This is a genomic window from Klebsiella sp. D5A (genome assembly GCF_001620885.1).
In the GTDB taxonomy this organism is placed as follows: Bacteria; Pseudomonadota; Gammaproteobacteria; order Enterobacterales; family Enterobacteriaceae; genus Klebsiella; species Klebsiella variicola.
This window is the reverse complement of sequence record NZ_LOAR01000007.1, coordinates 16,177-34,663: the sequence shown is the minus strand read 5'-3', so window position 1 is coordinate 34,663 and position 18,487 is coordinate 16,177. Positions and strand designations below refer to the sequence as shown.

Below are 18,487 nucleotides of genomic sequence, written 5' to 3'. Positions count from 1 at the left end.
TGGTTACCCTTAGTTTGAGAAATAAATATTTCATTTGCAAACTCGTTCGAAATTAAAAAACCAAAAGTGTGAGGGATCTACCACTCTGCCGCACTGAGCCTCGCGCGAGCGTGGATCGGCCCCTCTGTCGCCCCAGGGGAAAGTGAAACGCCGGAAGCGGTTTCTTTACCTATGATTTTTAAGGGGATATTGTCGTGTGGCGCGGCAAAAAAGGGTCCGAAAACGTGTCTGGAATGTAAGTGAAACGTATGAAATGGGTAGAGAGTTTGATCCCTCTCGCAAAATGAAATATTTCTTCTGTATTTGTATTTAATGAAAAAAATGTTTGCCTATAATCCACAGGTATTCCAGTGACGTGAACGACGGCCCCGGCGGCATCGGCGCGACGCCACACACAAATACTGAACAATAAGGATTGTGCATCATGGGCAAACTGAGACTGACAACGGCGCAGGCGCTGGTGAAGTTCCTCGATAACCAGTACCTGGAAGTGGATGGCGTAGAGCTGAAATTCGTGAAAGGCATTTTCGCGATTTTCGGCCATGGCAACGTCCTGGGGCTGGGGCAGGCGCTGGAGCAGGACAGCGGCGATATGCGCGTCTATCAGGGGCGTAACGAGCAGGGGATGGCCCACGCGGCCACCGGTTTTGCCCGCCAGGCCCTGCGCCGGCAGATTATCGCCTGCACCTCCTCCATCGGTCCAGGGGCGGCCAACATGATCACCGCCGCCGGCACCGCCAGCGCCAACCGCATTCCGCTGCTGCTGCTGCCGGGCGATGTCTTCGCCACCCGCCAGCCGGATCCGGTGCTCCAGCAAATTGAACAGAGCTACGATCTCAGCATCAGCACCAATGACGCTTTCCGCGCAGTCAGCAAATACTGGGACCGCATTACCCGCCCGGAACAGCTGATGAGCGCCTGCATCAACGCCATGCGCGTCCTGACCGACCCGGCGGAAACCGGCGCGGTGACGCTGTGCCTGCCGCAGGATGTGCAGGGCGAAGCCTGGGACTACCCGGAATCCTTCTTTGCGCGCCGCGTGCACCGTCTCGACCGCCGCCCGGCCAGCGCCGCGCAGCTGTCGGACGCCGTCGCGGCCATCAAAGCCAGCCGTAAACCGCTGATCGTCTGCGGCGGTGGGGTGAAATACTCCGGCGCGGGCGAAGCGCTGTCCCGTTTCGCCGAGCGCTACGGGGTGCCCTTCGCCGAAACCCAGGCCGGGAAGGGGACGGTGGTCTCGTCTCACCCCCTGAACGTCGGCGGCGTCGGCGAGACGGGCTGCCTGGCGGCGAACCTGCTGGCGAAAGAGGCCGACCTGGTGATCGGCGTCGGCACCCGTTTCAGCGATTTTACCACCGCCTCGAAATGGATTTTCCAGCACCCGGAGGTGCGTTTCCTGAATATTAACGTCAGCAACTTCGACGCCTGGAAGCTGGACGGCATTGCCATGCTGGCGGACGCCCGGGAAGCGATGACCGCCCTCGACGCGGGGCTGGCGGACAGCGGCTGGCAGGCCGGCTGGGGCGCGCAGATCGAGAGCGTGCAGAGCCGTCAGTTAAAAGAGACCCAGCGCGTCTACCAGGCGGTGTGGCAGGAAAAATCCTTTGTGCCGGAGATCGACGATCATCTCGATCGCGAATCGGTGTATCGCGAGTTCCGCCAGATCACCGACTCCACCCTGACCCAGAGCAGCGTCCTTGGGGTACTGAATGAAACGCTGCCGGCCGAGGCGGTGATCGTCGCGGCGGCGGGCAGCCTGCCCGGCGATCTGCAGCGCGTCTGGCGCAACCGCGCGGAAAACACCTACCACGTGGAGTACGGCTACTCCTGCATGGGATACGAAGTCAACGCGGCGCTGGGCGTGAAGCTGGCGCAGCCGCAGAGCGAAGTCTACTCCCTGGTCGGCGATGGCTCCTTCATGATGCTGCACTCTGAGCTGGTCACCTCCCTGCAGGAGCGGGCGAAGATCAACGTCGTGCTGTTCGACAACATGGCCAACGGCTGCATCAACAACCTGCAGATGGAGCACGGGATGGACAGCTTCGGCACCGAGTTCCGCTACCGCCAGCCGGAAACCGGCCAGCTGCAGGGCGGCCTGGTGCCGGTGGACTTCGCCACCATCGCCGCCGGCTACGGCTGCAAAACCTGGCGCGTCACCACCCTGGACGAACTGCGCCACGCGCTGGACGCCGCCCGTCGCGAAACGGTCAGCACCCTGATTGATATTAAAGTGCTGCCGAAGACCATGGTGCACAAATACGGCAGCTGGTGGAACGTCGGAGTCGCCCAGACGGCGCTCTCAGAGCGGATCCGCAAGGTGGCGCAAATGATTAATGAAAAGCGCGCCCAGGCGCGTGATTACTAAAACGAACCTCTACCCTGAATCCTACAGACTTACGGAGAAAACCATTATGTCGCTCAAATTAGGTGTCATCGGCGCTGGCGCTATCGGTAAAGAACACATCCGTCGCTGCACCCAGGTTCTGCAGGGCGCCACCGTTGTGGCGGTGTCTGATATCAATGCCGACAACGCCCGTGCGGCGGTCGCGCTGCCGGGCGTGCAGGCGGAAGTCTACGCCGACGGCCACGACGTGATTAACGCCAGCGATGTCGATGCCATCCTGGTCACCTCCTGGGACCCGACCCACGAAGAGTACACCCTGGCTGCCATCGCCGCTGGTAAGCCGGTGTTCTGCGAAAAACCGCTGGCGATGTCTGCGGAAGGCTGCCGCCGCATCGTTGATGCTGAAATGAAGGCCGGCCGTCGTCTGGTGCAGGTTGGCTTTATGCGCCCGTACGACGAAGGCTATCTGGCGCTGAAAAAAGTGATCGACGATGGCGATATCGGCGCGCCGCTGATGCTGCGCTGCGCCCACCGCAACCAGTCGGTCGGCGAGAACTACACCACCGATATGGCGATCACCAACACCCTGATCCACGAGCTGGACGTGCTGCGCTGGCTGCTGAACGATGACTACCGTTCCGTGCAGGTGCGCTTCCCGCGCTCCACCTCGCACACCCATGCGCGCCTGAAAGATCCGCAGATCGTCTCCTTTGAAACCAAAAAAGGCACCCTGATCGACGTCGAAGTGTTTGTGAACTGCCAGTACGGGTATGACATCCAGTGCGAAGTGGTCGGCGAAACCGGGATTGCCCGTCTGCCGGAGCCGTCTGCCGTCCAGATGCGCAAGTCCGCCAGTCTGTCGACCGCCATTCTGACCGACTGGAAAGACCGCTTTATCAAAGCCTACGACGTCGAGCTGCAGGCCTTTATCAACGACGTCAAAGCTGGCCAGCTGCACGGCCCGTCGGCCTGGGACGGCTACGCGGCGTCGGTGGCGGCGGACGCCTGCATTAAAGCGCAGGGAACCAGCGAGCCGGTTGAGGTGACGCTGCCTGAGTGCCCGGCATTCTACAAACGTTAAGCGCGTTTTGCTGACGGAACTTCTTTGCACAGGTAACGACGATGAAAATTGCCTTTGATGTGGATGTGATTAAGGACCTCGGGATCACCCGCATGGTCCATCAGGTAGCGGAGTGGGGCTACAAGTACATTGAACAGTCGCCGCACCCGCAGATTAACCCGTTCTACAAGCACCCGCGCGCCAGCCGGGAGATCATGGCGGAGTACAAGCAGGCGCTGCGCGATACCGGCCTTGAGCTGTCGTCGTTTATCTGCGTCTACCGCTGGTCCGGCCCGGACGAACTGCGCCGTCAGGCGGCGGTGAAAAACTGGAAACGGCTGGTGGAAATTGCGGTGGAGATGGGCGTTCAGGTGATCAACACCGAGTTCTCCGGCGATCCGAATCAGCCCGAAATCTGCGATGAAATGTTCTATCGCTCCATGGAAGAGCTGTTGCCGATTTTTGAGCGGGAAGGCATCCGCGTGGAGATCCAGGCGCATCCCTGGGATTTCTGCGAAGAGAACAATGAAACCGTCGATATTGTGAAATCGTTCCGCAGCGATAACGTGAAGTACGTCTACAGCGTGCCGCACACCTTTTTCTACGACAAAGGCGTCGGCGACGTGGCGAGCATGCTGCGCTATGCCGGGAGCGATCTCTCCCATGTCCTGATTGCGGATACCCGCAACCATACGAAACATTGCCGCTATATCGTTAACCCGCCGGGCGTGGATGCCGTGGTGCACCAGCACGTAGGCGTCGGGGAAGGGGATGTGGATTTCGACGCGCTGTTCCGCACCCTGCGCGAAATGAAATTCGCCGAGCAGACCTTCAAGGTCGGCGGGGAGCCGATTGTCGCCACCTCGCTGTTTGGCTACCCGGAAAAAATGAAATACCAGGCAGTGGAAACCCGTGAACTTATTGAACGTGAATTGCTGCGCCGCTAAGGCGCAGCGGCAGGAGCCCTACTATGAACAAAGATAACGTCAAACTGGCTATCGCCCCGATCGGCTGGACTAACGATGATATGCCGGAGCTTGGCAGCGAAAACACCTTCCAGCAGATCGTCAGCGAAATGGCGCTGGCCGGCTTTACCGGCAGCGAAGTCGGCAGCAAATATCCGCGCGACCCGGCGGTTCTCAAGCCGATGCTGGATATCCGCGGCATTCAGATCTGCAACGCCTGGTTCAGCACCTTCTTCGCCAACGGCCAGCGGGAAAAAACCATTGATGAATTCGTCAATCACATGAACTTCCTTCATGCGATGGGGGCGAAAGTGATTGGCTGCTCCGAGCAGAGCGGCAGCATCCAGGGGCTGGATAAACCGATCCTCGGCGATGCGAAGCCGTGCTTCAGCGACGAAGAGTGGCAGCGGGTAGCGGAAGGCTATAACACCCTCGGCCGCCTGGCGGCGGAGAAGGGGATGCAGGTCTGTCTGCACCACCACATGGGCACCGGCATCCAGACCACTGCGGAAATCGACAAATTTATGTCGCTGGTGGACGAGCGCGTCTTCCTGCTGTTCGATACCGGCCATGCCTGGTATTCCGAAGGCGGCGAAGCGCCGATGCTGGCGATCCTCAAAAAGTATCTGCCGCGCATCAACCACGTTCACCTGAAAGACGTCCGTCCGCCAGTGATCGACCAGGTGCGCCGCGACGGCCTGTCGTTCCTCGACGGCGTGAAAAAAGGCACCTTCACCGTCCCGGGCGACGGGGTGATCGATTTCCGTCCGGTGTTCAAGCTGCTGGACGACTTTGGCTATAAAGGCTGGATGGTGGTGGAAGCCGAGCAGGATCCTGCCCTGGCCAATCCTTTCGAATACGCCGTCAAAGCGCGCAAATATATCCGCGAAACGGCAGGGATCTAATCGTTGTGACATTTTCAGGCCATACCGGGTATGGCCTGCTTTTTTTCCTTCCTCAACCGGACTCAGGGCTTAACCACGGCGCCGTACCGTCCCCTCTCCCGGATTCAGGGCTCAACCACAGCGCCGGACAGTCCCCTCTCCCGGATTCAGGGCTTAACCACGGCGCCGTACCGTCCCCTCTCCCTCAGGGAGAGGGCCAGGGTGAGGGTGACGATGACGGGTAACGCGTCACTTCACTTCCGCCAGCGCGGTCTTATCCACATAAGGTTTCATCAGCGCGTCGGCTTCCTTCTGCGCCGCCTGAACCGCCGCTTCCGGCGTCACTTTGGCATCATTGACCACCGCCGCCAGCTGGTTCTCCATCGCCTTACGCACCGCCACGGTCTCCCAGGTGGAGTACCACGGATGGGCGTACTTAAGCTGCTCAAGCGCGATCGCCGCCCGCGGATCCTGCTGCAGATAGGCCTTCATCTCCGGCGTATCATATGACGCCTTGCGCGGCGAGAAGTAGCCGGTGAAGCGGCTCCACGCGCCGTTCACCTCGGGGCTCACCAGATAGGTCAGGAACTGATACGCCGCTTTCTTCTGCGCCTCGTTGATGCCTTTAAAGCTCACCAGGCTGGCGCCGCCGATCGGCACCGCGCGCTGCTCTTTGGCCGGCAGCATCGCTACCCCAAGCTCAAAGTCTTTGCTGTTCTCGCGCATAAAGCCCAGCGCGCCGGTGCTGAGCATCGCCATCCCGAGCTTGCCGGAGAAGAACGCGGCGCTGATCTGCTTCGAGTTCAGCACCCCGGACGGCATCACCTTGTCCTTGTAGATCAGATCCTGCCAGAAGCGCAGGGCGCCGATGGCGGTCGGCGAGTTGTAATAGACCTCGCCAGGATAGTCTTCGTTAAAGTATTTCCCGCCGTTGGCGCGTACCAGCGCCGAGAAGATCCAGCCGCCGTAGTCGTCGTTGGTCGACGGCAGCATGATCCCCCACTGGCCTTTGCTTTCGTCGGTCAGCTTTTTGGCATCGGCCAGCAGCTCGGCCCAGGTCTGCGGCGGCTGTTTGATCCCGGCCTGATCGAACATCGTCTTGTTGTAGTAGAGGATCGGCGTCGAGTTATGGAACGGGATCGCATAGGTGGTGCCCATCACCTGGGCGTTCTTATGCATCGCGGGCCAGAATTCCTTTTGCAGAAAATCGCCAGCCTTTTGATCGCCATATTTAAACAGCTCGTCCATTGGCAGGATCTCATCCTTCAGCGCCAGATCGGTGGTGAAGTTGGCGGACATGATCACCAGCGCCGGCGGCTGGCCGGCCTTCTGCGCCGATTCGGCTTTGATCTTGGTGGTGTCGTAGTTGCCGGTGAAGATGCCGCGTACTTCGACATCCTGCTGCGAGTCGTTGAATTGCTTAATGACGCGGGTCATCTCCATGGTCAGCTTGCCGTCCACCGGCGCCGGGAACATGAAGTCTATTTTCTCTTTTGCCAGCGCCGCGCCGCTCAGGGCAAGACTGAGGCCAACCGCGACTACCGTAAGAGGTTTAAACATGATTACACTCCATCAGTAAATTATGCTGGGTCTCAGCATGAAAAAGATGCACATCGGCAGGCGAGAAGCCGATCGGTAGTGACTCGCCTTTCTCCGGCACCGTGCCGCGGTGGCGGCGGCTAAAGCGCAGGGTGCCGATCGGGGTGCTGACGTGGAGCAGGTAGTCGGCCCCCATCAGTTCTCGTTGCAGAACGGTGGCCGGGAGGCGCAGATGGCCCTCCTCCACGCGGTCGGTAATATGTTCCGGGCGAATGCCCAGCCAGACGCGGGTCTGATCCCGGTGGCGCGGCGGCAGCGGATGGCGCTGTTCTCCCAACAGTACTTCACCGTTGGCGCAGGGCAGCGACAGGAGGTTCATCGCCGGCGAACCGATAAACCCGGCGACGAACAGGTTGGCCGGATTGGCATACAGATACTCCGGGCGCCCGACCTGCTGTACGTGGCCGCCGTTCATCACCACGATGCGGTCGGCCATCGACATCGCCTCGGTCTGGTCGTGGGTCACATAGATGGTGCTGGTTTTCAGCTGCTGGTGGAGGGCCATAATGCTGTCGCGCACTTCGCTGCGCAGGCGGGCGTCGAGGTTGGAGAGCGGCTCGTCCATCAGGAACAGCCGCGGATTGCGCACGATCGCCCGGGCCATCGCCACCCGCTGGCGCTGGCCGCCGGAGAGCTTCGCCGGTTTGCGGTCGAGCAGCGCCTCCAGCTGCAGCATCTGCGCCACTTTATCCACTCGCGGCTGCCAGCTGCTTTTCTCTTCCTTGCGCACCTTCATGCCGAAGGTGATGTTGTCGCGCACCGACAGATGCGGAAACAGGGCATAGTTCTGGAAGATCATCGCGAAGTTGCGCTCGCGCGGCGTGGTGGCGGTGATGTTCTCATCATGCAGCCAGATTTGGCCTTCGCTGACCGGCTCCAGCCCGGCGAGCAGGCGCAGCAGGGTGCTTTTCCCGCAGCCCGACGGGCCGACCAGCACCACGAATTCGCCTTCGTGAATATCCAGCGACAGGGCGCTGAGCGCCGGTTTGCCGTCGAAACGTTTACTGATGTTTTGCAGACTGAGCATGGCGGTTAGCGCTCTTCCGTTGGGCAACTGATGTTTTCGTCGTACAGCCAGGGGCCGGCGTAGTGGGCCAGCGAGTGCTGGTAGCTCACCCACTGCTCACCGACCTGACGGTGCATCAGGCACGAGGCCGGGGAGAGGTCGTAATAGGGCCGGGTGTCTTCGTGGCAGTACGGCACCTGATGGACGGTACCGGGAATGGTGGAGATCAGCGCCTGGCGATACTGGGTCATGGTCAGGCTGTGGTTATGGCCGCAGAAGATGCGCGTCAGCGACGGGAAACGCTCCACCAGCGCCAGCAGACGGTGGCCGTTTTCGCAGGCGATCGGGTCCATCTGCGCATTGCCCAGCGGCAGCGGCGGGTGGTGCATAAACACCGTTGCCGGTTTGTCGCCGCCCTCGAACAGCTGCGCTTCCAGCCAGCCGATGGTCTCGTCGGTCAGCCAGCCTTTTGACGTGCCGGCATGACTGGAATCGATAAACAGCAGGCGGGTGGCGAAGTCATCCACCGCATAGCGCATATTTTGCGGATCGTTGCCCAGCTGCGGGCACAGCGGGTGAAGATGCTCCAGAAAATGGGCTTTGTCGTCGTGGTTGCCGGGGATCAGATACAGCGGATAGTTCAGGCTGCCGAGGATCTGGCGGGCCACCTGATACTCCTCCGGGCGGCCGCAGTTGACGATATCCCCGCTCACCACCACCGCGCCCGGACGCTCGCGCAGCGCGTTAAGCTGGGAGACCACGTCGGCGTTGGCGGCATTGACGTCGATAAAGCCATACAGCTTCTCGCCGCGGCTGCGGAAATGGGTATCGGAAATGTGCGCTAACAGCATGAATCACTCCTTATTTGATCCCGGAGAAGCCGAAGCTCCGCAGGAACTGTTTCTGAAAAAGGATGAACGCCAGCATCAGCGGCAGGCAGACCATCAGCGTCCCGGCGCCGATGGTGCCCCACTGGCCGCCGGATTCGGCGCCCATGGCGAAGGAGACCAGCCCGACGGTCAGCACCTGCTTATCGGGATCGTTGAGCATCATCAGCGGCCACAGGTACTCGTTCCAGTGGTAGGTAATGCTGACGGTGGCGAAGGCCAGCACCGACGGCCAGGACATCGGCAGCAGCACGCGGAACAGCACCTGCCACCAGCGGCAGCCCTCCATCAGCGCCGCCTCCTCCAGCTCTTTCGGGATGGCGAGGAACGCCTGACGCATCAGGAACACGCCGAACGCCGAGGTGAAGTAGGGCATCATCACCCCGGTGAGGGTGTTGAGCAGGCCGAAGGTTTTCAGGGTCAGCATGTTCGGCACCATCATCACTACCGGCATGATCATCAGCTGCACCAGGAACAGGAGAAACAGCGTCTGCTTGCCGCGAAACTCGTGGCAGGCGAAGACGTACCCGGCGGTGGTGATGGTCAACAGCTGCACGAAGAAGGTGCCGAAGGTGAAGATAAGGGTGTTGGCGTACAGGCTCAGCCAGTCGGCGCTGTTCCAGGCGTCGCGGAAGTTATCGAGGGTCAGCGGCAGGCGGGGCAGCAGCGACGCCATATCGTCGCCGAAGGTGGTAGCGCTGAACGAGGTGGCCAGCATCCAGATAAACGGGCTGATCCACAGCAGCGCCAGGCAGCACATTACTACCGTCAGCGTAAAGGGCGACGAGCGGCGCAGGCGCAGCCACAGCGGACGGGCGGCGGCGGGCGTGCGGACCAGCAGCGGCGAGATTTCAGCGCTCATAGTGGGCTCCTTTCTCCAGCAGTTTCAGGTTAATCAGCGAGAAGGCGAACAGCCCGGCCAGGGTCAGGAAGGTGGCGGCGGAGGCTTTGCCGAGGTCGTGGGTATCCCAGGCGAGATTCTGGATGTAATAGAGCAGCACGGTGGTGGCGTTGTCCGGCCCGCCGCGGGTCATCACCGCCACGTGGTCGATCTGGGTGATGGAGTAGATCAGCGCGGTGGTGATCACAAAGCTCAGCGTCGGGCGCAGCAGCGGTAGCGTGACCTTAAAAAAGACCTGCGTGCGGGTAGCCCCCTCCATCAGCGCCGCTTCCCGCGTCGAGGCCGGAATGCTCTGCAGCCCGGCGAGGAAAAACAGCATGTAGTAGCCGGCGAACTTCCACACGCCGATCAGCGCCAGGGCCAGCAGCGCGCTGTTGCTGCGTCCCAGCCAGTTGTTGTTCATCGGCCCGAACAGCTTCGCCAGATAGTGGTCGAGCAGGCCGAGGCCGGGCATAAAGATAAACAGCCACAGCGCGGCGGCGCTGACCATCGGGATAATCATCGGGAAGAAAAAGGCGGTGCGCAGCCAGCGGTTGACGCGATGGTTCTCGCTCAGGGCGACCGCCAGCAGCAGGGCGAGGGTCACCCCAGGCACCACCGTCAGCAGGATATAGAGCAGGTTATTGCCCAGCGACTGCCAGAAGACGTTATCGGCAAACAGGCGGGCGAAGTTATCCAGCCCGACATACTGCGCGCCGTCGCTGGCCATGCGGGTATCAAACAGGCTGTCATACACCGAACGCCCCAGCGGGAACCAGGTAAACAGCAGTAAAAACAGCAGGGAAGGCGACAGGATCAGCCAGGGAAGCCAGGTCTTTCTCATGGTGACGCGCATCTCGTTCAGCCATTTATCGAAGCCCGGATTGTGGGAAGCAATGACTACAGAGGCATGGCGGGGAGATGACGGTTTGATGAAGCGACGGGGAAAACGCCGGGCGAGCGGGCCGCCCGGCGGGAGAGAACCATCAGAAGTCGGCTTTCAGCACCGCGCGGTAGCGGGCTTTGCCTTCACGAACGTGCTTCAGCGCTTCGTTAATTTGTGACATCGGGAACAGCTCGGTGGTCGGGGCCACCTTGCTGCGCCCGGCGAATTTCATCAGCGTGCGCAGTTCGGACGGATTACCGGTCGCCGAGCCGGAGATGCTGCGGTCGCCGCCGATAAGGGTAAAGGCCGGCACCGGGAACGGCTTCATCACCGCGCCGACGGTATGGAAGTTGCCGCCGTAAGCCAGGGCTTCGAAGTACGGCTGCCAGTCGAGATCCACCGCCACGGTGTTGATGATCAGATCAAACTGACCGGCCAGCGCTTTTAAGGCTTCCGGATCGCGGCTGTTGACCACGCGATCGGCGCCCATCGCCAGCACTTCCTGCTCTTTGGCCGGGTTAGAGCTGAAGGCGGTCACTTCCGCGCCCATCGCCCGCAGCAGCTTAATGGCGATATGGCCGAGGCCGCCGATGCCGATCACCCCGACGCGGCTGGTGGCGGTGACGTGGTGGGTCAGCAGCGGTTTAAAGACGGTGATGCCGCCGCACAGCATCGGGCCGGCGGACGCCAGATCGATGCTCTCCGGCAGGGGGATCACCCACTGCCAGTCGGCGCGCAGCTTATTGGCGAAGCCGCCGCGGTTGAGAATGGTCGGCACCGAGCCTTCCAGACAGTTGATCTGATTGCCGCTGATGCAGGCGTCGCAATGGCCGCAGCTGCGCGCCGTCCAGCCGATGCCGACCTTCTGGCCAATCTTCAGCCCTTTATCCTGCGCCGCGCTGCCCAGCGCCGCCACCCGGCCAATCACCTCGTGACCGGCCACCAGCGGGTAGCTCGACATGCCCCATTCGTTGTCGATCATCGACAGGTCCGAATGGCAGATCCCGCAGTATTCCACTTCAACTTCGACATCTTCCGGCTGCAGCTCGCCGGCATCGTATTCCCACAGCGACAGATCGGCGCCCGCTTCTTTGGCGGCGTAGCTTTTAATGATGCTCATGTTCATTTCCTTGGGGTTGGCGTGATAACCCAGAAAGTGTAGAGCATGGTATTCCCCGGCGCTTGGCAATCGGAGGGGTCGCGAAGCGGGCGGACCAACCGCCCGTTAAGGTCAGCGGCTGGCCAGCGGCCACTGATTAAGGCGGATGCCGCGCTGCGGGGCGCTCTCGGCAAAATCATCCAGCACCGCCCGCACGTCCGGGTCGAGATAGCCGACGCTGTCGTGCTCGACGATCACCACGCTCTTTTCCGGAATTTTCGCCAGCAGAGCCAGCAGATGCGGATTGTGCATAAAGGTCAGATTTTGCTGGATCCGCAGCACGTAGTGGTCATCGTAGCGCGCCAGCTGCAGCGAGTGGCGATGGCTGCGCCAGAGGCTGAACGCCATCTGGGTGGCAAGACCAATCCCAATCCCCGCCAGCATGCCGAAGGCGATAATCCCGCCGATGGTGGCGAGGAACGGAACGTACTGCGCCGCCCCCTGGCGGAACTGCTCGATGAACAGCCGCGGCGTCGCCAGCTTATAGCCGGTATACAGCAGCACGGCGGCGAGGCTGGCGAGCGGGATCAGGGTCAGCAGGCCGCTGAACCACAGGCCGCAGATCAACAGCAGCACGCCGTGGATAAAGATCGACAGTTTGCTCTGCGCGCCATTGCTGACGTTCACCGAGCTGCGGACGATCACCGCGGTGATCGGCATCGCCCCCAGCACGCCGGAGAGCAGGTTGCCGACGCCCTGGGCGACCATTTCGCGGTTCGGCGAAGGCGGCGGATTTTGCGGGCGCAGCTTTTTCAGCGCCTCCTGGCTCAGCAAGGTTTCGAGGCTGGCGACCAGCGCCAGGGTCACCGCCACCACCCACACCGACGGATTGCGCCACGCGCTCCATGCGGGAGATTCCAGCTCGCCCAGCAGGTCGCCGAGGCTGCCGAACGCCGGCAGGGTAATACGCGGCAGAGCGGCCAGCTGCTGCGGCGCAAAATGGGTCAGCAGCAGGGTGGTCACGCAGCCGAGCAGGACGGCGATCAGCGGCCCGGGGATCCAGCGCAGGCTCTTCACCCGGCGGATAAGCGGCGAGCCCCACAGCCAGAGCACCAGCAGGCCGCCCGCGGCGACGGCAATCGCAGTGACGGAGAAAGCGGCGTTGCCCTGAACCACTTCGGCAAGTCCGGTCTCTTCCGCCGTGCCGAGCGCGACGGGGATCTGCTGCATAATCAGCAGGATGCCGATCGCCGCCAGCATGCCTTTGATGACGCTGGCGGGAACCAGCGAGATAAAGCGCCCGGCGCGCAGGATGCCGAACAGCAGCTGTAGCACGCCGGCCAGCACCAGCGCCATCAGGAAGAGGGAGAAGGAACCCAGGGATTCAATGGCGGCGACGACGATGGTGACCAGTCCGGCGGCGGGGCCGCTGACGGCGAAACGGGAGGGGCTGAGGGCGGTGACGACCAGGCCGCCGATGATGCCGGTCAGCAGGCCGACGAAGGGCGGTAAGCCGCTGGCCTGGGCGATGCCGAGGCACAGCGGCAGGGCGACAAGGAAGACGACGATGCCGGCGAGAGAGTCCTGACGAAACGTATTCATGGGGCGTGCTCCTGCGGTGAGAGGTGTTCGACGAGGGTGGTTAAATGGCCGGAAGCCAGATCGTAGACGCAGCCGTGCAGGCTGAGCGGTCGCCCGCTGGCGAGCACCGCCTGCACCGGTTCACTCTCCAGCAGACGGGCGAACTGGGCGCGAACGTTGGCTTCCACCAGGGCGTCCAGCGCATGGCGAGAACGCTCCGCGTCGGCGCTGGCGCCGGGGGAGGCCGCAACACCACACCCATCGGCGATCTGTGCAATTTCGTGATGCAGGGTGTGGCGCAGCTGGCCGATGCGACGAGCCAGCGCCGAGGACTCCTGCGCCAGCGGCAGGGTGGGCAGGGAGAGCGCCGCCTGCACGCCGCCGCAGCCGTAGTGGCCGCAGAGCACCACCCGCTCCACCTCAAGGTAGTCGAGGGCATACTGCAGGACGCTCATGACGTTGTCGTCGGCGGAGTCGAGCATGTTGGCGATATTGCGGTGGACAAAGAGCTCGCCGGGCTGGCTGCCGGTGAGCACCTCGGCGGGCACGCGGCTGTCGGAGCAGCCGATCCACAGCGAGTGGGGCCGCTGCCCGTCGATCCATTTTTCGAAATAGTCCGGATCATGCTGACATTTCTGCAGCGCCCAGCTGCGGTTGCGGGCCAGCAAAGGTTTTAACGTCGTCACAAGTATTCTCCTGAGTTAATTCATCGAGTGAATATGTCCATCAAGACTCGTACAGCGACTAGTAAAAATAGTGTTTACCGGAACCCTTCACGCCTGAGGAAAATCCTGGAATAAACGGCAAAAAGAAAACTTTTCATTAATGTAAAGTTATAAAAATATTGATGAAATTAATATTTGGCTGCGGGGTGGTTGAATAACAAAAAGGCATTGGCTAAAACTTTCTGGAATATATGGGAATGGTGGCGGGCGGGGTTGGGGGGAATATTGGAGGTTTGGATATTGGGGATAGGTGGGGGAGCGTTGGGTTGTGTTGAGGTATGTGGGTGAGATTGATGTGAGAAAAATTTGAGATAAGTTTGAGTGGAGTTTGGGGGGATCAAGGGGAAAGGGGAGTGGCTGGCAGGTGGAGTTGGGGTTGTGGGGGGTTGTGAGAGGAGGGTTGCTGGTGGCAGTCGCGCTGTGGAACGGCAGCAAAAGGTGACGCTGCGCAGGATAGCGCTGTTTTTTTCAACACTTAGCGCAATGACGACACGCTGTCGCTTGCATGACCGCCGCCGACAGGTATAATCCAGAACGTTTCCGCATCCCCTTCAGTGCCGAAGTGGCGAAATCGGTAGACGCAGTTGATTCAAAATCAACCGTAGAAATACGTGCCGGTTCGAGTCCGGCCTTCGGCACCATACGATGCAATTAAGTCGCCTAAGGGCGGCTTTTTTTATTTCTGAAATCAGCTAGATACTCTAAATTCTGTTCGTTTCTTGTTCTCATAATATCTGATGGTATCTGTTGGCATATCGCATGATACAGGATACCGATCCGTATATCGGAAGTTCGATTTTAAGTGGTATACGGTTTTGAGCAATGTGAGCGGTTGAAAGAGGTAAAAGCCTGGAAGGTGGGGACGTCAGGGATGTGCCAAGAGGGGCGCTGTTAAGTCCGCACTGAACCGCCCCGGTTTTTTTGGAGAGTGTTTAGTCCGGAAGCTCAGGCTGCCAGATCATTATTTGTACTGGTAGCATAATAAGCTTTTTCGGCTTCTACCGGCGGTATGTGTCCTAGCCGTTCCAGTAACCTTCGATTGTTGAACCAGTCCACCCACGCCAGTGTCGCAAGCTCCACTTCCGTGTGGTTTTTCCAGCTTTTACGGTGGATCACTTCCGCTTTGTAAAGGCCATTGATACTCTCGGCCAGGGCATTATCGTAAGAGTCGCCTGTACTGCCTGTCGACGCCAACAGCTCCGCCTCCTGCAGCCGCTGGGTGTACGCCAGTGACACATATTGGGAGCCCTTGTTCGAGTGATGGATTGTACCTGAGGGGCGACGTGCCCACAGAGCTTGTTCCAGAGCATCCAGCACGAACCTTGCTTCCATCGACGATGAGACCCGCCAGCCAACGATCGTGCCTGCGAACACATCGATGATGAACGCCACATAGGCGAAGCCATGCCAGGTGCTAACGTACGTAAAATCTGCACACCAAAGCTGATTGGGACGTTCTGCCACAAACTGGCGGTTTACCAGATCCGCTGCTGCCGCTGTTTTACGACCGATCGTGGTCTTGATGACTTTGCCACGGAGTACGCCCCGAAGACCTATTATTTTCATCAGGCGTTCAACAGTACACCGGGCGACGCTAAAGCCCTCGCGGAGCAACTGACGCCAGACTTATCGTGCCCCATAGACACTGTAATTTTCTCCGTAAACGCGTTTTATCTCCTGGATGATTTGAGCATCGCACTTTTCTCGTTGGCTACATTTCTCAGGATGTAGCTGGCGTTGCTGATGCCAGTAATATGTCGACGGGGCAATATCCAGTTCGCGACATACCGGCCCGACCCCGTGTGTACCACTCAGACGCTGCATAAGTGGCATTATTTTTTCCAGTGGCGGTCGAGCTCCGCCTGAGCAAAATAAGCTGAGGCCTGGCGCAATATATCATTGCTGCGGCGTAGCTCCCGATTTTCACGCTCCAGTTCTTTTAAACGCTGGCGCTCATTGGTGCTCAGTCCACCATCATCAGTGCTGACGGGGCTGACACCACCACGGACATCATTTTTATGCTGACGCAACCAGGCTCGTAGGGTGTCGTAATGGCACCCGATTTTTGACGATATGGCACGAATGGCATCCGGCTCAGAGTCATACTCATCACGGTGTTCCAACAACATTCTGACAGCGCGCTCACGCAGTTCAGGGGGATAGCGTTTGGCGGATTGTGATTTCATTTTGGGTCTCCTTTCACTGAGAGTTTAGTCTCCAAGAAACCCGGTACGGTTCATAGATCATGCCTGTTCAGAACACTGAATGAAGCACGGGAAATTACCGAGCGCTGGCTGATGGAATATAACGGCGAGCGACCTCATGAATCTCTGAATAATCTGACGCCGGAAGAGTACCGGCTGATGGCTGAAAAACCGGAACTCTCAAAAAGTGCGTGGAACTAAAACAGGTGTGCTTACATTACGAGCTAGAGTAAAAAAAGGGTCAAGAGCAGTGAAGCGCTATGAGGCGAATAAACAGGCTGCTAAAACCCACCGAGGCTGACAACATCTGTCCCGACCACTTCCCTATGCCCCTGGCTTCCTCCGCTGGTGCGCCACCGCTCAGCCTGAAAAGGCAGTCGGAGGTAGGATGTTTTTACTACCGCTTTCAGGTGTTATAGCGCGGTACGTTCTCGATGCCGAAAGATTCCCGGAGACACCATGAACCTCAGACAACAGCAACAGCAGGCGTTTGACCGCAGCGGAGAAGCCCTTATTGTAGGCGACGTCAGCCACTGCCCGCTGCCACCGGAGACCCTCGCCGCGCTGGGCCCCGATTCACCGTATGTGGTGCAGGTATACGGTTCTGGCCTGACCGGTGAGGTTTACCGGTTGCGCATCGGCTGCGAGGAGTATAATTTAAAAAAACGACGCGCTGTCGCTGGCGTTGCCAACCTTAACGGCCAGCTGTCGTTTTTAAATGAAGTGCAGAGCCGGCAGGCATTGCTGCGGCTGAAGGATAACCCTGTCACCGCCCCGAGCTTCGCCCACATCGTCCCAACGCTGTATGCTGATTATCGTCTCGGCATTCTTCTCTCTCCGTGGATCGATGGCGAGCTGATTCACCAACTGACCCCGTCGCTGATCGCCCAGCTATTTACTACCCTGGAAGCTTGCGAAGAACAGGGGTTGATGGAGTGGGATCTTTGTAATGGAAATCTGTTGGTGGACCGGGAGGAGCATCTGTGGCTATTCGATTTTGGCTATATGTATCCCTTCGATCCGCTCAGGGAATTCAACAGCAACGGTCTGGCCGATCCCCTTTTTCACTTTGTCGAGCGCTTTGAGACCCGCTTCTTTTTTAACTGGCTGATGACCCAGGTCCCCGGCGCGGAGCAGCAGCTGGCGCACTATCGCGATTTGAAGCGACTAGCGGTTGAAAGCTACCGGCGTAAGCTCGCCTGGCTACGCGCCCGGTGGGCTGCCCCGCAGGTGCAGGCTCATTTACAGCAGATAACGGCACGCTGGGAATCAGCGCTGGCGGACTCTGCCGCGCTGAGCCAGTTATTTTTCCTGGAGGCCTTCCGCTCCCACGTACTGGATATCGAAGATGATCTGCATGGCCAGTCTTGTACCTTGCTCACCTTGCAACGCATTGACTGGGTTATAAACCAGATTGAACACCATTATCGCTTTATCGCCGATAAAGGCGGCCTGTTTTACGACAACGAAGGGAAATCAAAGCAAGTGCTGCTCAGCAACTATGCGCAGAAGCGGCAACAGGCGCAGCGGTACCTGCTGAACGCCTCCACGGCAGGTTAGCTACGCTCGCGCCCCTGCTTCTGCTTCGTGCTCTAGTCATTTTGAGACTGGCTCCTGTCAAAATCGATTTAGAATACTGCTATTTTGAACTGGCGAGCAATGCATCCAAGCCAATAATTTCACGACTGCTCTGAAGGTATAATGTCAGTTTAACAAAATGTGCTCCCAAGCCACCGGTAATATCCGGGTTAGTGCCTCAATACCCTTGTCACTGTTTTCGGCTTCCAGACCATCCTGCAATCGTGACAGGATCGCTGAGATGTAATAAACGATCTCGTTGGAAATCAGCCGCCCGCACCGATTACTGATGTCTGCTTCAATGTCATTTTTCACTGTTAACTCTTTCTTTCCACCGACTTTAGCGATGGCGGCACGTAGCTGGTGATAAGATTCAATCCAGTTCAAGGAACGCCGGATGTTGCGTTCCAGCTGCGGATCGCGCAAATATCTTAGCGTATAGGTGTTGCGTACCAGCCGGTCATATTCAAATACCGCCTGTCTTGTCGGATACGCCGTTGTATATGTGCACAATTTACGGATCAGCGTTCCCTGAGTCATTTCCTTCATCTCGAGCGTGGCGACGATACGCTCGAGATTGCTTTTTTCACGGGTGATAAGGTCTTCGCCACTACACCTGCAGAATCTGGAGTTGCGCAGCCATCGCATTAAGCTGATTTTTGCTATCTTAATTCTCGACATGAAGCCTTGTAATATCAGCTAATGTTTGCTCAAGGTTACACCCTGCATCAGTATAAATCTGGTTGAAGTCTTCAACGGTATTCATAATTCAATCTCATGAGTGCCTAT

Annotated in this window: 13 protein-coding genes, 1 tRNA gene, 3 pseudogenes and 1 other annotated feature; of the genes and pseudogenes, 7 read left to right on the top strand and 10 right to left on the bottom strand. The window is 59.2% G+C overall.

Annotated features, from left to right (window positions below):
- The first annotated feature begins 424 nt into the window (after nucleotides 1–424).
- From iolD to iolE, 4 genes are read left to right on the top strand one after another with little or no spacing between them, the layout of a single operon-like run.
- Nucleotides 425–2,365: a 3D-(3,5/4)-trihydroxycyclohexane-1,2-dione acylhydrolase (decyclizing) gene (iolD, locus tag AS136_RS11465; RefSeq protein ID WP_063266786.1), complete on the top strand. Its 1,941-nt coding sequence runs from the start codon at nucleotides 425–427 to the stop codon at nucleotides 2,363–2,365.
- Between the two features lie 46 nt (nucleotides 2,366–2,411).
- On the top strand, nucleotides 2,412–3,425 hold the full coding sequence (gene iolG / locus AS136_RS11460; protein WP_004152192.1) for a bifunctional inositol 2-dehydrogenase/D-chiro-inositol 1-dehydrogenase: 1,014 nt from the start codon (nucleotides 2,412–2,414) through the stop codon (nucleotides 3,423–3,425).
- 41 nt (nucleotides 3,426–3,466) lie between these two features.
- Nucleotides 3,467–4,351, top strand: coding sequence for a sugar phosphate isomerase/epimerase family protein (locus AS136_RS11455; protein WP_004152193.1), 885 nt, complete (start codon nucleotides 3,467–3,469; stop codon nucleotides 4,349–4,351).
- A 23-nt stretch (nucleotides 4,352–4,374) separates the two neighbouring features.
- Nucleotides 4,375–5,274 (top strand): myo-inosose-2 dehydratase, encoded by a 900-nt coding sequence (gene iolE / locus AS136_RS11450; RefSeq protein ID WP_002886970.1) that lies wholly within the window; start codon nucleotides 4,375–4,377, stop codon nucleotides 5,272–5,274.
- Between the two features lie 228 nt (nucleotides 5,275–5,502).
- Here iolE and AS136_RS11445 read toward each other — a convergent pair whose 3' ends face one another.
- The 8 genes from AS136_RS11445 to AS136_RS11410 form a co-directional block, all read right to left on the bottom strand.
- Nucleotides 5,503–6,813 (bottom strand): ABC transporter substrate-binding protein, encoded by a 1,311-nt coding sequence (locus tag AS136_RS11445; RefSeq protein ID WP_063266785.1) that lies wholly within the window; start codon nucleotides 6,811–6,813, stop codon nucleotides 5,503–5,505.
- Nucleotides 6,806–7,879 carry an ABC transporter ATP-binding protein gene (locus AS136_RS11440; protein WP_063266784.1) on the bottom strand — a complete coding sequence of 358 codons (1,074 nt, stop codon included), beginning with the start codon at nucleotides 7,877–7,879 and terminating at the stop codon, nucleotides 6,806–6,808. Before AS136_RS11440 ends, AS136_RS11445 begins: the two co-directional genes overlap by 8 nt.
- A 5-nt stretch (nucleotides 7,880–7,884) precedes the next feature.
- Nucleotides 7,885–8,709 (bottom strand): phosphodiesterase, encoded by an 825-nt coding sequence (locus AS136_RS11435; RefSeq protein ID WP_063266783.1) that lies wholly within the window; start codon nucleotides 8,707–8,709, stop codon nucleotides 7,885–7,887.
- 10 nt (nucleotides 8,710–8,719) lie between these two features.
- Nucleotides 8,720–9,607, bottom strand: coding sequence for a carbohydrate ABC transporter permease (locus AS136_RS11430; protein WP_063266782.1), 888 nt, complete (start codon nucleotides 9,605–9,607; stop codon nucleotides 8,720–8,722).
- Nucleotides 9,597–10,481 (bottom strand): carbohydrate ABC transporter permease, encoded by an 885-nt coding sequence (locus AS136_RS11425; RefSeq protein ID WP_004146807.1) that lies wholly within the window; start codon nucleotides 10,479–10,481, stop codon nucleotides 9,597–9,599. The genes AS136_RS11430 and AS136_RS11425 overlap by 11 nt, the downstream gene beginning before the upstream one ends.
- 130 nt (nucleotides 10,482–10,611) lie before the next feature.
- On the bottom strand, nucleotides 10,612–11,631 hold the full coding sequence (gene ahr / locus AS136_RS11420) for an NADPH-dependent aldehyde reductase Ahr (protein ID WP_004178400.1): 1,020 nt from the start codon (nucleotides 11,629–11,631) through the stop codon (nucleotides 10,612–10,614).
- A gap of 111 nt (nucleotides 11,632–11,742) precedes the next feature.
- Nucleotides 11,743–13,212, bottom strand: a complete 1,470-nt coding sequence (locus AS136_RS11415) for a SulP family inorganic anion transporter (RefSeq protein WP_063266781.1) — start codon at nucleotides 13,210–13,212, stop codon at nucleotides 11,743–11,745.
- Entirely contained in the window at nucleotides 13,209–13,877 is a 669-nt protein-coding gene (locus AS136_RS11410) for a carbonic anhydrase (RefSeq protein WP_063266780.1), read from the bottom strand. The genes AS136_RS11415 and AS136_RS11410 overlap by 4 nt, the downstream gene beginning before the upstream one ends.
- Nucleotides 13,878–14,472: 595 nt before the next feature.
- On the opposite strand from AS136_RS11410, the gene AS136_RS11405 reads away from it, so the two are divergent.
- Nucleotides 14,473–14,557: transfer RNA gene (locus tag AS136_RS11405), tRNA-Leu, on the top strand.
- 304 nt (nucleotides 14,558–14,861) lie between these two features.
- Here AS136_RS11405 and AS136_RS11400 read toward each other — a convergent pair.
- A pseudogene (locus tag AS136_RS11400) lies at nucleotides 14,862–16,102 on the bottom strand (IS3 family transposase).
- Nucleotides 15,678–15,794: a sequence feature (AL1L pseudoknot), on the bottom strand. Its footprint overlaps the pseudogene before it by 117 nt.
- 63 nt (nucleotides 16,103–16,165) lie before the next feature.
- Between AS136_RS11400 and AS136_RS26715 the strand changes: the two are divergent.
- Both AS136_RS26715 and AS136_RS11390 read left to right on the top strand, forming a co-directional pair.
- A pseudogene (locus tag AS136_RS26715) lies at nucleotides 16,166–16,321 on the top strand (integrase core domain-containing protein); the annotation flags it as partial.
- Between the two features lie 258 nt (nucleotides 16,322–16,579).
- On the top strand, nucleotides 16,580–17,680 hold the full coding sequence (locus AS136_RS11390) for a protein kinase family protein (RefSeq protein ID WP_049593807.1): 1,101 nt from the start codon (nucleotides 16,580–16,582) through the stop codon (nucleotides 17,678–17,680).
- A gap of 79 nt (nucleotides 17,681–17,759) precedes the next feature.
- On the opposite strand, the pseudogene AS136_RS11385 reads toward AS136_RS11390, so the two are convergent.
- A pseudogene (locus tag AS136_RS11385) lies at nucleotides 17,760–18,304 on the bottom strand (Tn3 family transposase); the annotation flags it as partial.
- Nucleotides 18,305–18,487: the final 183 nt, after the last annotated feature.

Bases quoted from the DNA above. Each gene is read 5' to 3' on its own strand.
- AS136_RS11445 (WP_063266785.1), bottom strand. From the start codon at position 6,813: ATGTTTAAACCTCTTACGGTAGTCGCGGTTGGCCTCAGTCTTGCCCTG.
- AS136_RS11415 (WP_063266781.1), bottom strand. From the start codon at position 13,212: ATGAATACGTTTCGTCAGGACTCTCTCGCCGGCATCGTCGTCTTCCTT.
- AS136_RS11390 (WP_049593807.1), top strand. From the start codon at position 16,580: ATGAACCTCAGACAACAGCAACAGCAGGCGTTTGACCGCAGCGGAGAA.
- AS136_RS11425 (WP_004146807.1), bottom strand. From the start codon at position 10,481: ATGCGCGTCACCATGAGAAAGACCTGGCTTCCCTGGCTGATCCTGTCG.
- ahr (WP_004178400.1), bottom strand. From the start codon at position 11,631: ATGAGCATCATTAAAAGCTACGCCGCCAAAGAAGCGGGCGCCGATCTG.
- AS136_RS11455 (WP_004152193.1), top strand. From the start codon at position 3,467: ATGAAAATTGCCTTTGATGTGGATGTGATTAAGGACCTCGGGATCACC.
- iolG (WP_004152192.1), top strand. From the start codon at position 2,412: ATGTCGCTCAAATTAGGTGTCATCGGCGCTGGCGCTATCGGTAAAGAA.
- AS136_RS11435 (WP_063266783.1), bottom strand. From the start codon at position 8,709: ATGCTGTTAGCGCACATTTCCGATACCCATTTCCGCAGCCGCGGCGAG.
- AS136_RS11440 (WP_063266784.1), bottom strand. From the start codon at position 7,879: ATGCTCAGTCTGCAAAACATCAGTAAACGTTTCGACGGCAAACCGGCG.
- AS136_RS11430 (WP_063266782.1), bottom strand. From the start codon at position 9,607: ATGAGCGCTGAAATCTCGCCGCTGCTGGTCCGCACGCCCGCCGCCGCC.
- iolE (WP_002886970.1), top strand. From the start codon at position 4,375: ATGAACAAAGATAACGTCAAACTGGCTATCGCCCCGATCGGCTGGACT.
- iolD (WP_063266786.1), top strand. From the start codon at position 425: ATGGGCAAACTGAGACTGACAACGGCGCAGGCGCTGGTGAAGTTCCTC.